Source organism: Aequorivita xiaoshiensis (assembly GCF_022008395.1).
Taxonomy (GTDB): Bacteria; Bacteroidota; Bacteroidia; order Flavobacteriales; family Flavobacteriaceae; genus Aequorivita; species Aequorivita xiaoshiensis.
The window spans coordinates 20,034-34,229 of record NZ_JAIRBB010000014.1 but is presented as its reverse complement, the minus strand read 5'-3'; the positions used below and the strand labels follow the sequence as shown (position 1 = coordinate 34,229).

14 protein-coding genes are annotated in these 14,196 nt (G+C 33.4%); 6 read left to right on the top strand and 8 right to left on the bottom strand.

The features are described 5' to 3' along the window. The first annotated feature begins 75 nt into the window (after positions 1 to 75). Together K8344_RS12530 and K8344_RS12525 are read left to right on the top strand one after the other, a co-directional pair. Positions 76 to 969 carry a glycosyltransferase family 2 protein gene (locus K8344_RS12530; protein WP_237609030.1) on the top strand — a complete coding sequence of 298 codons (894 nt, stop codon included), beginning with the start codon at positions 76 to 78 and terminating at the stop codon, positions 967 to 969. Beyond that, complete coding sequence (locus K8344_RS12525; protein WP_237609029.1) at positions 962 to 1,900, top strand: glycosyltransferase family 2 protein; 939 nt, start codon at positions 962 to 964, stop codon at positions 1,898 to 1,900. The genes K8344_RS12530 and K8344_RS12525 overlap by 8 nt, the downstream gene beginning before the upstream one ends. Here the strand turns inward: K8344_RS12525 and K8344_RS12520 are convergent. Both K8344_RS12520 and K8344_RS12515 read right to left on the bottom strand, forming a co-directional pair. Then, on the bottom strand, positions 1,891 to 2,298 hold the full coding sequence (locus K8344_RS12520) for a sugar 3,4-ketoisomerase (RefSeq protein ID WP_237609028.1): 408 nt from the start codon (positions 2,296 to 2,298) through the stop codon (positions 1,891 to 1,893). The genes K8344_RS12525 and K8344_RS12520 overlap by 10 nt on opposite strands. Further along, positions 2,282 to 3,118, bottom strand: coding sequence for a glycosyltransferase family A protein (locus K8344_RS12515; protein WP_237609027.1), 837 nt, complete (start codon positions 3,116 to 3,118; stop codon positions 2,282 to 2,284). Before K8344_RS12515 ends, K8344_RS12520 begins: the two co-directional genes overlap by 17 nt. Positions 3,119 to 3,210: 92 nt before the next feature. Between K8344_RS12515 and K8344_RS12510 the strand changes: the two genes are divergently transcribed. Then, complete coding sequence (locus tag K8344_RS12510; protein ID WP_237609026.1) at positions 3,211 to 4,344, top strand: glycosyltransferase; 1,134 nt, start codon at positions 3,211 to 3,213, stop codon at positions 4,342 to 4,344. A 52-nt stretch (positions 4,345 to 4,396) separates the two neighbouring features. Then, positions 4,397 to 4,891, top strand: coding sequence for an acyltransferase (locus tag K8344_RS12505; RefSeq protein ID WP_237609025.1), 495 nt, complete (start codon positions 4,397 to 4,399; stop codon positions 4,889 to 4,891). Between the two features lies 1 nt (position 4,892). Here K8344_RS12505 and K8344_RS12500 read toward each other — a convergent pair whose 3' ends face one another. The 5 genes from K8344_RS12500 to K8344_RS12480 are packed head-to-tail and all read right to left on the bottom strand — an operon-like array spanning position 4,893 to position 10,559. Continuing rightward, positions 4,893 to 5,642 carry an acyltransferase gene (locus tag K8344_RS12500; RefSeq protein ID WP_237609024.1) on the bottom strand — a complete coding sequence of 250 codons (750 nt, stop codon included), beginning with the start codon at positions 5,640 to 5,642 and terminating at the stop codon, positions 4,893 to 4,895. After that, positions 5,639 to 7,120, bottom strand: a complete 1,482-nt coding sequence (locus K8344_RS12495; RefSeq protein WP_237609023.1) for an O-antigen translocase — start codon at positions 7,118 to 7,120, stop codon at positions 5,639 to 5,641. The genes K8344_RS12500 and K8344_RS12495 overlap by 4 nt, the downstream gene beginning before the upstream one ends. Positions 7,121 to 7,149: 29 nt before the next feature. Next, complete coding sequence (locus tag K8344_RS12490; protein WP_237609022.1) at positions 7,150 to 8,454, bottom strand: O-antigen translocase; 1,305 nt, start codon at positions 8,452 to 8,454, stop codon at positions 7,150 to 7,152. After that, positions 8,455 to 9,555 carry a DegT/DnrJ/EryC1/StrS family aminotransferase gene (locus tag K8344_RS12485; protein WP_237609021.1) on the bottom strand — a complete coding sequence of 367 codons (1,101 nt, stop codon included), beginning with the start codon at positions 9,553 to 9,555 and terminating at the stop codon, positions 8,455 to 8,457. It lies immediately after the preceding gene. Further along, positions 9,552 to 10,559: a GNAT family N-acetyltransferase gene (locus K8344_RS12480; protein ID WP_237609020.1), complete on the bottom strand. Its 1,008-nt coding sequence runs from the start codon at positions 10,557 to 10,559 to the stop codon at positions 9,552 to 9,554. Before K8344_RS12480 ends, K8344_RS12485 begins: the two co-directional genes overlap by 4 nt. A 77-nt stretch (positions 10,560 to 10,636) precedes the next feature. On the opposite strand from K8344_RS12480, the gene K8344_RS12475 reads away from it, so the two are divergent. Together K8344_RS12475 and K8344_RS12470 are read left to right on the top strand one after the other, a co-directional pair. Beyond that, on the top strand, positions 10,637 to 11,920 hold the full coding sequence (locus tag K8344_RS12475; protein ID WP_237609019.1) for a glycosyltransferase family 39 protein: 1,284 nt from the start codon (positions 10,637 to 10,639) through the stop codon (positions 11,918 to 11,920). Next, positions 11,917 to 13,062 (top strand): glycosyltransferase family 2 protein, encoded by a 1,146-nt coding sequence (locus tag K8344_RS12470; RefSeq protein ID WP_237609018.1) that lies wholly within the window; start codon positions 11,917 to 11,919, stop codon positions 13,060 to 13,062. Before K8344_RS12475 ends, K8344_RS12470 begins: the two co-directional genes overlap by 4 nt. Before the next feature lie 48 nt (positions 13,063 to 13,110). On the opposite strand, the gene K8344_RS12465 is transcribed toward K8344_RS12470, so the two are convergent. Next, positions 13,111 to 14,094, bottom strand: coding sequence for a hypothetical protein (locus K8344_RS12465; RefSeq protein WP_237609017.1), 984 nt, complete (start codon positions 14,092 to 14,094; stop codon positions 13,111 to 13,113). Positions 14,095 to 14,196 lie beyond the last annotated feature (102 nt).

The following is a 14,196-nucleotide window of genomic DNA, read 5'->3' as shown; positions in this document are numbered from 1 at the left end:
TTGACTTTTGCCGTTAGTTACTTAATTTCTAAAAGTCTTTAGCGTATTTTAGCAAGTTGAAAAGCGATTAGCGAAATGATATCTATTTTAATACCTACATTCAATTGCAATATATTTCCATTAGTAAACACCTTGTATTTACAGTGCGAAAAGTCAAATATTGATTTTGAAATCTTGGTAATGGATGACGCTTCTACCGACAAGCAATATTTACAAGAAAACCTAAAAATTAATCTCTTAAGGAACTGCAAATTTCAAACTTTAGAGAAAAATATTGGACGTAGCGCAATACGCAATCTATTAGCTCAAAATGCAGTTGCTGAAAGTTTACTATTTCTAGATGCAGATGTAATGCCTTTGAGGCCTGACTTTATTGATGAATATATTTCGAAGTTAAATCTAGATGCAGAGATAATATGTGGGGGAATAACTTACGATGGAGTAAAACCTAAGAAAAACGAGAACCTCCGCTATATTTATGGTGTAAATAGAGAACAAAAATCTGTTTCTAAAAGACAAAATGAATCGCATTTTATAGTATCTGCTAATATTCTTATTTTAAAAAAATGCTTTTTAGAAATTAATACAATGCTGGATAACCTTTACGGAGATGATTTAGTGTTATCGAGTAACATTAAGAAAAAGCAAATAAAAGTTATACATATAGACAACCCTGTAATTCATTATGGATTAGAAGATAATGGCAAATTCATTAAGAAAGCACTACAAGCCGTTGAAACTATTGTTACACTTGAAAAGAAAGCGTTTTTAGAAAATGATATAATGCCAATTCAAAATGCATTTATAAAACTTAAAAAGTATCATTTATTAAAAAGTTTTAGTTTCATAGTTTCTCGGTTTAGAAAAACCATGGAGCGTAATTTTAATTCTGAGAACCCAAATTTATTCTGGTTCGATCTTTATAGATTAAACTATTACATTCAACTTAAGAAAGAGCAAAATGCCTAGATTTTCTGTAATTATACCACTATATAACAAAGAAGAGGATTTTCCATCCACTCTAAAAAGCGTTATGAGTCAAACCTTCAAAGATTTTGAAGTGATAATAGTTAACGATGGCTCTACAGATAACAGTTTAGCAGTAGCAGAATCCATTAAAGATGGTCGCATAAAAATATATAGCAAAGAAAATGAAGGTCTAGCAGCCACACGAAATTATGCTGTAGCAAAAGCCACTTCAGAAAATGTTGTATGGATAGATGCAGATGACTATTGGTTGCCTTGGCACCTAGAAAATATAGATGCTATTTTAGCTAAGTTCCCTGATGCCATGTGGTTTTCAACAGCTCACGAAGTAAAATACAACACCAAATTAAAAAGAAGAATAATCACTCCTTTTTCTGATATGACTGAGGATTGGATTGGGCAGGTAAACTTTTTTGAATATAGCCTAGCCGATTCTGCAGCACATCCTTCAAGTGTCGGGTTTAAAAAGCGGTTTTTTCAGAGCCTTGGAGGTCATAACACCAATATAACTTTCTCTGAAGATACCGATTTATGGATAAGAGCTGCATTAAAAGCACCTTTGGCTTTTTCAAATAAAGTATCTGCTGTTATAAATCTAGACTCGAACAATCGCCTTAACCACAGTAGCTTAAAATCACGAATTTACCCAGATTTCGATCTTTATGACAAAGAAGCAGAAACCAATCCGGCACTAAAGCAATATTTAAATGTACACAGATATTCTATTGCAATTCAGTATAAGCTAGCAGGAGATAAAGCAAATTTTGAAAAGTATAAAAGCAAATTGATTTTGGAAGGATTAAACGCCAAGCAAAAATTATTACTTTCCCTACCAAGGCAAGTTTTAATAAAGTCGAAAGCGTTTAAAGAGTTTTTACATCAATCTGGCTTCTATTTCAGTACTTATCGGTAAAATTTCTCAAATTCTGAATATTCACGGATGTAATCCGACTCTAAGAAAACATCTGAAGAAAACACCACACAAATCGCTCCTGAAGAGAAATTACCAAGTTCACGCCAAATACCTGTAGGAATAAGCAATCCTTTATTGGGCTTGTTTAAAGTAACTGTTTTCTTATTTATTCCATCGTCCAGTATTACCTCAAAACTTCCGCTAACTGCTATTAGGAACTCTTGTTGTTCTTTGTGGGCATGTCCTCCTCTATGGGCATCACTAGGAACATCATACAAATAATACACACGCTTAAAATCAAAAGGTAAGGTGTCTCCTTCTATAACCGCCAAATTTCCACGATGATCGGCAATTTTAGGAATATCTAACACCTGGCAATTATCAATTGTATTTTTCATTTGGTTTTGTTTTGTTGTAATCGGCTATACTTTCAAATCCAACTTTTATTTTATGAGGCACCTCCGACAGTGAAATATATTTTTTTCTATAGATAAAGAACACAAATTTGAACACCCAAATATAACTGAAAATTCCATAGTCATATGTTTTAATGGCCGCCTTAGCATACAGCAGTCTATCACTTTCTACATCATCACTAGAAGATAGTGGAGGATGTATGGTTATATATTCAGGATAAAAATATGGCGTTAATCCAAGCTTTTTTGCATCGGTAAGAAACACAAAGTTTTCAGCATCTTCAAATTGTGCCCCTAGTCCAAATCGTTCATCAAAAAACAATTTTTTATTTAAGACCTCAGCAAGCTTAAATGATATTTCAATAGACAGGGTTTTCTGAGTTACAAACCTGTTGTGAACCATCCCTTTTTTAGGATACTTCCAATAATCTTTGCTTTCAGTAGTTAGCGTTTTAAAGGTAATTATTGGATTTGGATGTGTATTGTAAGCTTTTACAATTACAGCTGCAAAACCTTTCATAAACACTACGTCATCATCTGTATTAAAACACAATGGCCCAATTGCATTTTGAATGGCTAGGTTTCTACTTTTTGAAAGTCCTTTTTCAAAGGAATTGATTACACGAATGTTTGGGTTACTAGATTCTAATATTGAGTTTTCATCCGTTTGATTAACAATCAACACTTTAAACCCTTCCATTCCAGATTCCGCAAACATAGCATTTAGAAAGTCCAAGGATGTTCGGTGCATGGTCGCCACCAAAATCTCCAAATCTGTGGTTTTATATGTATATTCGGGCATCAATTTTCGTTTAAGCAAATGTATCGAAAATGAAATCGAAATCGAAGTTGAAATCGAAATCGAAATAATAAATTAGAGAATATTACATACCGATGAAAGTTTTATTAATAGGTGAATATAGCCGACTGCACAATTCATTAAAAAAAGGATTAGAGGTTTTAGGACACGAAGTAACGCTTGTGGGTACTGGCGATATGTTTAAAAAATTTCCTGTAGATGAAAGCATTAGAGCAGAATGGCTAAGTGATAAAACTTTCCCTTTATTGTTTAGAAAAATATGGTTACGTCTCTTTAAAAAAGATCCCGCACAGTGGGAAATAGGCTATCGTTTTAAAAAATTACTGCCGAAACTTAAAGATTATGATGTTGTTCAACTCATAAATTCGCATAGTATTGGCACCTATCCTGAATCTGAAATAAAGCTTCTAAAAACACTATTTTCACAGAATGGAAAGGTGTTTTTAATGGGTTGTGGCGATGATTATCCGGTTATAAAATCATATCTAGAAGGCAGTATGCGCTACCATATGCTTACGCCCTATTTAGAGCCAAATTCAAAAATGAAGGCAGATTTTGCCTTAAAATACCTTACCGAACCCTACAAAGAACTGTTTCACTTTGTATATAAAAATGCAAAAGCTGTTATTCCAAGCGATATGGATTATGTGATTCCTTGGCGAGGTTGGGATAAGGTTGCAGCACTTATTCCTAATCCAATTATTATTTCAGAAGAATATACTCCCATTAAAATTGAAAACAGAAAAATTAGAATCCTGTTTGGAATAAACACAATGAACTATGAGAAGAAGGGATATCGATTTTTTGATGAAGCATTAGATATAATCGAAGAGAAATATCCAAACCTAGTAGATATAAAACGCACCAAAAACTTGCCGTTCAGCCAATATGTTAAAGAATTGGAACAATGTGACATTTTAATGGACAACGTTTACGCTTACGATCAAGGATATAATGCCCTAGAAGCTATGTCTCGCGGGAAGGTGGTATTTGGAGGAGCCGAAAAAGAATTTATGGAGCATTTCAACCTTAAGGAAAGAGTAGCCATAAATGCACTGCCCGATGCTAAAAAAATTGCTGAAGAACTTGAATATCTAGTTTTAAATCCTGACAAAATTGAAAGCATTGGAAATAATGCGAGGGAATTTATTATAAAAGAACATGATTATGTAGAAGTGGCGGAGAAATATTTAATGAAGTGGAATTAATTAAGCCGATAATAACTGTGAATATTTAACTTTGTATAAAAATTTTTAAATAATGCCAAATAACATAATTTCAGAAAAAGCTAAAATTGGAAAAAATGTAGAAATCGGTTCTTTCTGCATAATCGAGGATGATGTCCAAATTGGAGATAATACAGTTATTAAAAATTATGTAGAATTACGTAAATCTACAATAATTGGAAAAAATTGCTATATAGACTCTAGAGTTTCATCTTCTGGTAATTGTACTATTGGAGACAATGTAATTATTCGTTATGATAGTATTATTGCAAGAGGAATAAAAATTGGCAACAACACCTATGTTTGCCCTAAAGTTATGACCAACAATCTAAATACTGAACACGAACAAATTGGAGGTGCTCAAATAGGTGAAAATGTTTTTATTGGAACTGGTTGTGTTATTCAACATGGAATTAACATTGGCAATAATACTATTCTAGGCTCTATGTCATTTATAAACAAAGATGTTCCTAGCAATGAAATTTGGTTTGGCAACCCTGCAAAATTCCAAAAGAAAAATTTGAAATAACTTACTTTACCCTTTTACTTTCTAGGAGCATTTCTTTTTCGCTTTCCCAATCGCGCGCAAAATTATTTTTAATCAGTTTTGCAGGTATTCCTCCTATTAATATATTTTCTCCAAGATCTGTATAATCCTTATTGCAGATTGTGTGTGATGCTATCACGCAATTATTTGGAGTTTTAGTTCCTGGCATAATTGAAACCGAATTGGAAAAAGCATTATAATTACCCAATTCTATTGACGAAGATATCGGATAAACCTTACCTGTCAGTGTATTTTTCATTGGATGGGAATTTGTATCAATAATCTTTGAATCATATCCTATACCACACCATTTTCCGATGATAATTTTTTGGGTACAAATAAGCTTTACATTGGATCCAAGACATCCCATAAAACCAAATTCACAATAACCATCTTTATCAATTAGAATGGCGTAATCTAATCCTATATGAGCATTGCTTTTAAAACAAAGATTCCCTTTCAACGAGAGTTCTGCCGTACCTTTTGAAGTGGAGGGAAATTCAAACTTTTGGCCAAAACCAATCATAGCTTTTTTTATGGGGCCTTCAATACTTACATTCCCGCTTAAATTTGAAAATTTAACTTTTCCATAGAAAAATACAGGAAGTTTTTTGGCTGTATTGTATGGAAACATTTTATAGTTAAAATAAATTGTCTTTATCCAGTTTACAGAATAAAAAAACCTGAAATCCATTCGAAGTTTTCGATATGTTTTTTTTAATGATTCAATCATCGGTTTCGTTTAAAAATCTTACTAATCAATTCTTTTATATCCATTTTCTTATCCAATTGTATATAAGAAAATACAATAGATAACAACGACAATACTAATAACGATGAATATCTAAGATACGGATTTTCAATATAAGTTAATGCGTAGGACAAGCCACAAATCAAAACACATATATTAAAAATTGTGTAAAATCCTTCTTCAAAATAAAAGTTATAACGCAATTTAGTAATAACTCTAATTGCCATAAAGTGAATTATATAATACACTAGAAAGCTAATTCCTAGACCTTCTAATCCGCCGTAATAATACCCTAAAACATTCATTGTTAAAAGTAGCGCATTAAAACCAATTGCCGTTTTTAAAAAAAGTCGTGAATCGCCTTTTGCGATTAATATATAGCCCATAGAGAAAGAAACAGCTTTAAAAATCATTCCCAAAATCCCCCAACGCACCATTTCTATAATTGGCGTAAACTCTTTGGTATAGAGCAAAACTATAATTAATGGAGCTACAGTTAAAAACACAACCACTATAGGTGTAATCAGTAAAATTGCTATAAAAGCTTGCTCGAAAACAGTTTTACGAATAGCTTCTATTTTATCAGCAATGGCAGAAAGTCTAGGAAAATAATCTGTTTCCATTGCAGTAAAAATTAATCCAACATACGAATTTAAGATTACAAAGCCTGCATTGTATAAACCAACCTCTTCTACGCCCCCTGTTTGGCTGATAAATACTTGAATAATATAAGCAACCAACAAACCTATCATACTACTTATACTTAGCATCAATCCCAATCTTATCATTGGTTTCCCCTCAGTAAACGCTTCCTTATTGGTAAGCTCAATCTTTTCTATGTTTTCAGTTTGCGAATAATAATAGGTAAAAATAAATGCTACGAGTGACGAAATAATAATCGCCGGCACTATTGCGTCAATTCTATAAAAATAATATAGTGGCAGTGTGATAAGTAATGCAACCAAATTACCGTATAAGTTTGCTTTAGCGAGTTTTTTCAACTTTCGAAGCCCTTGTAATACCGCTAACTGCCCACTTGAAAGTTGCTTAAAAAGCAAGGCTAAAGAAATCATTATAAATGAAAGTGTGTATTCCCGACTTTCAAATGCAAACTCACTCAACCAAGGTGAACCAATAATCATAACCAAAGATCCTAAAATGGCTGTGAACCAAATCAGTCGTCTTAAAATATGTATTGTTCGGGGAGTCTTTTCTGGATGTTCGTTATTATTAAACGAAATATCTTTTACGGCACTCCTATCTAAACCGAAATTGGTAATTCCGTTTACTAACCCCAAGGTAGATGTAAACAGTGCAGCAATCCCATAACCTGTTGGACCAATCCACAATGCAATGAACTTAGACCGGACGATTGAAACCAAAATATTAAATACCTGGACACCTCCAAAAAGTGAGGTGGCTTTCATTACTTGTCTATATGAGTTTTTTGGGTCTTTCATTTTAGATAAAGTAGATACTACTTACTATTTTATGCTACAGAATCTTTTTTGGTCGAGTTATTATTATTTTTAAAATATCTGAAAACCAAGTAGGAAACCAGGAGAAAATAGAGTACATATCTCAAAAAGTGAGCAATTACAACTCCTTCAACTCCGTAAATTTCAACAAAATAATATGAAAAGCCGTAAAAAAGAGAGAGCGATATTATTTCAGAAAAAATAAAGTTGCGCACCATTTTTTTTGCAAGAAATTGATATCCTAGGATCAAAGCTGCTAAACGAACAAAATCACCTAAAAGTTGCCATTTAAACAATGGAGACATTGCGTAAAAATCAGGATAGATAATTTGTATTACATAATCACGTAAAAAATAGACCAGCAACATTCCCACTCCAAACAGCGGCATCAATGTTTTATAAATATTTGCAAGCTCTACCTTAAAATCTGTTTTAGTGTAAATCCCTGCAAACTTTGGTAATACATAGAGCGAAAATATAGCACTTGAAAACACCATATAATTTTTAGAAATATTGGTCATCGCTGTCCAAATCCCGGCATCTACTTCTGATAATCGGTTAGTCACCATAACACGAATATCTAATTCTACATAATTTAGTAGTACAGTAGAAAAAAATGACATTAATGAAAAAGCCAATAAGCTTTTTGCCATTGGTATTTTGAATGATAATTTAGAAAACTGAACGTACTCCCTAAGGATGCTAGTCATAATAAAAAGCAAGGCTAACAACTGTACTACTGGAGTTATGGCTATAGCTATAAGTGCTCCATCGAGGTTATGAATAAGTAGTAGTGCAACGGTTAAAGCTGAACTAAGTATATAGCTTATAATCTCGATTTTAGCCAACACTTTATACCTCGAAAGCCCATTAATAACAGCTTTAAATATGCGATACATCGCTATAAACGGAACAACTACTGCTAATAACTTGATTAGGTATTCGTATTTTAATGAATCGAAAATAGTTTCACTTAAATAACCTGCACCAAAAAAAAGTACAGCTGCGACTGTAAATACTCCAATAATAGTAAAAACTAGGGTAGTTGAAAATAATTTCTGAAGTTGGTCTTTATCATCTTTATATTCTGCTACATATTTTACAACGCCAGTAAAAACACCAACCGAGGTAAAAGAACCAAGCATTTCTAATAGATTGCGAAGAGATCCTATTTTAGCAACCCCAGCTTCGCCTACCATTTCGGCTAGCAGACGTTGAATAAAGAGGGAAATAAATAAACGTATACCAATAACCCCTGCATTCAAAGAGGTCATCTTCAACAATAAATTCCTCTTTATAAAACCTGGAATCTTCAACTAGTATGCGTTTAAAGTTTTTATAATCTTTTCCACATCAGCATCCGTCAATATCGGACTTATTGGAATACTTATTACTTCATCATGAATCTTTTCAGTATTTGGAAAACTCAAATGTGAATATTCTGAAAGGGCTTCTTGCTTATGGGGTGGAATTGGGTAATGTATTAAATGACCAATTCCATTTCTATCCAAGTAATCTATAAATCCGTTTCTATTATCAACGCGAACCACAAACAAGTGAAAAATATGACTATCACTTCCGTCGTATTTTGGAAGGACTATCTTTTTATTGCTAATTTCAGCTGTATATTTTTTCGCAATCGTTCTTCTGCGTTCATTATCATCGTCTAAGTAAGGTAACTTACAATTCAAAAAAGCGGCTTGAAGCTCGTCAAGTCGAGAATTGAAGCCTGAAATTTCATTTACATATTTAGTGGTAGCGCCATAATTACGAAGTTTAGTAATTACTTCGGCTAAGGCATCGTCGTTCGTGGTAACCGCTCCCCCATCGCCTAAAGCGCCAAGATTTTTGGTTGGGTAATAACTAAACCCCGCAGCATCCCCAAGATTCCCAGCTCGCTTTCCATTATTTGCTATTGCCCCATGGGCTTGGGCAGCATCTTCAATCACCAAAAGATTGTTTTCTTTAGCAATCGTTAAAATTTCATCTATAGCTGAAATCTGCCCGTAAAGATGCACAGGCATAATTGCTTTTGTGGTACCTGAAATTGAATTTTGTAAGGAAATTAAATCAAAATTGTAAGTGTTTAAATCTGCTTCTACAAGTACAGGTTTTAATCCCGCTTGCTTAATGGCGAGTATCGTGGCTATATATGTATTGGAGGCTACTAGCACCTCATCGTTCTCTTTTAGCTTCCCAAGAACCTTGTACCCTTCTAAAATCAATCGTAAGGCATCCAATCCATTTCCTACACCCACACAATGATTTGTACCACAATAGCGCGCAAAATTGGCTTCAAAGAGCTTTACTTGGCTTCCCAAAATATAATAGCCTGAATCTAAAAACTTTTGAAAGCTATTTTGAAAGGCTGTTTCAAAGCGTTGATTTATACCTTTTAAATCTAGAAATGGAATCATACAAAAATGGATTCTAAGTTTTTATAGTTTGAAGTTTTCACTTTATAAAAAGACTGCGCGATACTTCTACCGCCAAAACATTCTTTCCAATAAAGTAAGCCTTCGTTAATATTTTTTCCTTGATTTTCGTTGGAAGCTCCAAAGTCAAAATACAACTTTTTAGCAAAGCGCTCTCGCAACAAGTATTTAAATAAAAAATCCAGAGTGCCCAGTTGTTGTTTATCCTGATTAGCCGAAATATATTGCGCGTGTGCAACTGTATCTGTTTCAAAGATAGTTGCACCGCCAACAATTACAGTATCTTTATAAACATTAAATTGCTTAATGTTTTTAGGAAAAGAATTAGCTAATAATTTAATTTCCGCCAAACTATGAACAGGCGAAGCTCCGTGTTTCTGTGAGAGGTTTGGAATAAGGATTTGATTCCAAAACGCTTCAAAATCATCAGTCTCTTCAATTTTAAGGTTTTGGTTAATTCCTTTTTTAACTCCTTCCATTCTATTAGACGCAATTTTAATCGGGTTTCTATTATCAATTACACAAAGTAAATCTACGCGATAAGGCTTTGCTTCCACAATATTTAACAACCAATCTAATTCGTCTGAAGGCACCCGATGATATATTCTAGGCGTTTGCTTTATGGAAACCTCAGCAATCTCCGCTTCATCCAAATACTTTAAAATACTTTTAAAAATAAGAGCCGTCTCTTTAAACTTAACCGAAGTCTTGAGAATTATTCCGCCGTAACTAAGCCCTTGATGCGAGTAAACTTTGTTTTCTATCACATTGGCAGGAAATACGCCTACTACTTTGTTTTTCTTGTAAACAATTAGCGAATGGTCTTCAAAACGATCGGAATGATAGTCCATAAAAGCTCTATGGAATAGAAATGTGCCGTTTTTTGAAGACATCACAAAGTTATTCCACAAAGCTTTATCTTCAGGCGCATATTTTTTTACTGTAAAAGTACTAGTGTCCAATGATTTTGCTTTTAAAAATGACATTTTACATTATCCTGTAAAACTAAAATTTATTTTTAGTTTTACAGTTCTATAAATAACATATTAAAACCTCCAATTAATTGAAATATTCTTTAAAGTTTATAAAAGTTTCAAAAAAGGATATTTTATGGCTATTACTATATATTGGCGTTTTTACATATTTTGTTTTTCAACCTCCAATATATTCGCCAGACACTGGAAGCTATTGGCATCTGGATGTATTTCGATACCCCATCTACCCGCTGTTTTTAAGAGGATTCGAATTTATTTTTGGCAATAATTATTGGACTGCCGTTGTGGCTTTTCAATTACTATTCGTTTTAGGTTCTATTCAAGTTTTCTTTAAAAACATCTCAAATTTACTGAAACTAAACTTTGTATTGGAGTTGCTATTATTAGCAATCCTATTATTCCCGATATTTCCTCCCTTACTTACCGCAAACAACTTAGCTTCCGAAGGACTTTCGTACCCGCTATATTTATTATTAATATCCTTCGCAATAGACTTTCTATTTAGAGAGAAAACAAAAAGAATTTATTTCTTTTCAGCCGTCTTTATTGCTTTAGCACTAACTCGTGGGCAGTTTGTAATTATCGTTCCAATTATTGTTTTCCTCTTACTTCTGAAACACAAGAAAAATATTTTCAGAAAATCGCATTTAAAATATTTGTTGTTGCTTATCCTACTACCCATAATAACCAGCACCCTAGACGCCATTTATAGAAAAGCAGTTCATAAACACTTTATTACTACACCCTTTACCTTTACAAATGCTCTTACGCTTCCTCTGTATATTTCAGAGAAAAAAGACAGTTTACTTTTTGAAAACCCAGCCCATACAGCTATCTTTCTTAAAACGTATAAACGCATAGATAGTTTAGGGTTATTGAGCTCCAAAGTTGAAGGGGATTATAGCCAAAAATATCAAGTTTTTCACGATAACTTTCCTTATATATGCAATCAAAGTTTTCACAATATAGGGAGGGAATATTACAAAGATGAAAACGATCCCTTTAAAAGCGCTATAGATACAGAAATAGCTGCGAAGCAAATGTTTCCGGTACTCTTAAAAGCACATTTTAAAGATTATATTTCGCTTTATTTCACCAGTGTAATGCACGGCTTTTATTCGGTATTTATTTTTATTTTCTTTGTTATTATCTGTATTTACAGCGGCTTAAAATGTTTGAAAAAATTTAATTTAGAAAACGGTTTACTGTTTTTTGGAAGTCTTTTAATATTATCTAATGCATTAATTGTAGCTGTGGCAGTTCATACAATTATGAGGTATATATTCTATAATTTTGCAATGGCATTTATTATAATAGTATTACTCTCTAAAAAAATAACCTACACAAGATGAATATAGAACTAAGCATAGTAATGCCTTGTCTGAACGAAGCTGAAACACTTGCAGTTTGCATAAATAAAGCGCAATCGTTTTTTGAACGCGAAAATATTAACGGGGAAGTAATTATTGCGGATAATGGCAGCACCGATGGTTCTCAAAAAATAGCAACTGACCTAAACGCAACGGTGGTTAATGTGCCTCAAAAAGGTTATGGAAGCGCCTTACGCGGGGGCATTGAAGCTGCAAATGGAAAGTATGTAATTATGGGTGATGCCGATGACAGTTACGACTTTAGCAACCTGATGCCTTATGTGATAAAACTTCGTGAAGGGTATGATTTAGTAATGGGTAACCGTTTTAAAGGTGGTATTAAAAAAGGGGCTATGCCTTTTCTTCATAAATACTTAGGGAATCCTGTGCTCTCATTTATTGGAAGGCTATTCTTTAAAAGTAAAATTGGAGATTTTCATTGTGGTCTGCGTGGGTTTAGTAAAGAAGCCTATTACAAAATGGAGCTTAAAACTACAGGAATGGAGTTTGCCAGTGAGATGATTGTAAAATCCAGCCTTAAAGACTTAAAAATTACTGAGGTTAACACCATTCTCTCTCCAGATGGACGCTCCCGCCCTCCGCATTTAAATACTTGGCGAGATGGATGGAGACATTTACGGTTTTTAGTGCTTTACAGTCCTAATTGGCTCTTTTTAATCCCAGGATTGTTACTTTTTATCTTTGGGATTATAACTTCTAGTTTTTTACTGTTTGGCACGGTTAGCATAGGCTCAGTGAATTTTGGGGTTCATACACTTATCTTCACATCAGGGTTTGTGTTGATTGGCTTTCAATTTATTCTTTTTTATGGCCTCACTAAAGTGTTTACCGTAGAAAATGAATTGCTCCCAAAATCGAATAAATATGACAAACTCTTTAAATTAATCAATTTAGAGAAAGGTTTAATTGTTGGGGCTATACTAGTGATAATTGGAATAATACTAAGCTTTTCTGCCTATTTTGATTGGCAAGCAATAAATTTTGGAGATATAGAAAATACTTCTACCCTCCGAAGCGTTATTCCCGCAATTACCCTAATGCTATTAGGCGTGCAAGTAATTTTGTTTAGCTTATTTTTCAGCATCCTAGGATTAAAAAAATAGCAGCTTTTCTTAAATGCTTGTTGTAATAATTTAAATACTCTAGAGCTTCTAAAAAGGTAAAGTAATAGTCTCTGGTTTGATAAATTCTTTAGAATACGGATTTTCTAAAAAACTTAGCGGTGGTTTCTGAAACCTAAGAATATCTTCTCGCTCTATACCATAGACACTCCAATAATTAGAAAGCAACTGTGCAAAAATATTTTCATCCCAAAATCCAAAAATTGGTTTTTCAGCAGTACCTTCTATTGGAAGCGCCTCAATAGTAATCCCATTTTCACTACTTTCAATATTAAACTCAGGCTTGTACTGTAGAATATAGTCGGAATAGTGGAAACGTGCATATAACTCTTCAAATTGAATAGGATGTAATACGTGTCCTTTCATTTTATCTAGAATATCTTTTTGACTTTCACCAATGATACCAGCGTCTTGCAAAGAAGCAATAAATCCGAAGCCATTTACACCAAACGAAAACATCAAGTTAATAGCATCATCGCGGTAGCTAAAGATATCCGCTGAATACTTAAGCGGGAAAATTGCAATACTCCAGGGCTTTTTTCCAACAAATGAAACAGGCTCGATAATAGATTGAAGCATTAGGTGAAATTGTCCAAAACGCTCTCTTAAGGCTAGCGAGAGTTTAAAATCTTCACCTAAGCGTAATAGCCTATCTCTTTCATATAGCATTTCGTAATAAAGCAAGCCATACACCATTCTGCCCGACCATTGGAAAACAAGCTCTTCGTCTAGCGTCGCCATTCCTTCATAGCCATCTTTGTATGCTTCTTGAATTTTAAGGTCTAATTCATCAAAAGCTTTTTTCACTTTAGGCGAACACGGTAATTCCAAATCGGCATATGTATAAGACTTGGTTTTATCCATCATCTCAATCTTTTCATCTCCAAACTTAAAATGATCCATTAACCACTGAGGGAAAACCGACATTTTTTCATTTGTTAAATCTCCAGTAAGAAAACAAAAGTGTTCATCGAAAATTAATTCTAAGTAAGGATTAAAAAGCATTTCGGCCATAAAAGTTCAGGAATTAATCTTAAGGTATTTTTTTTTGCAAATATAGCCATTAGCTTACATTAGGTCTGATGCATTTGCAAAAAGATTGTTCCAAAAAAAAAC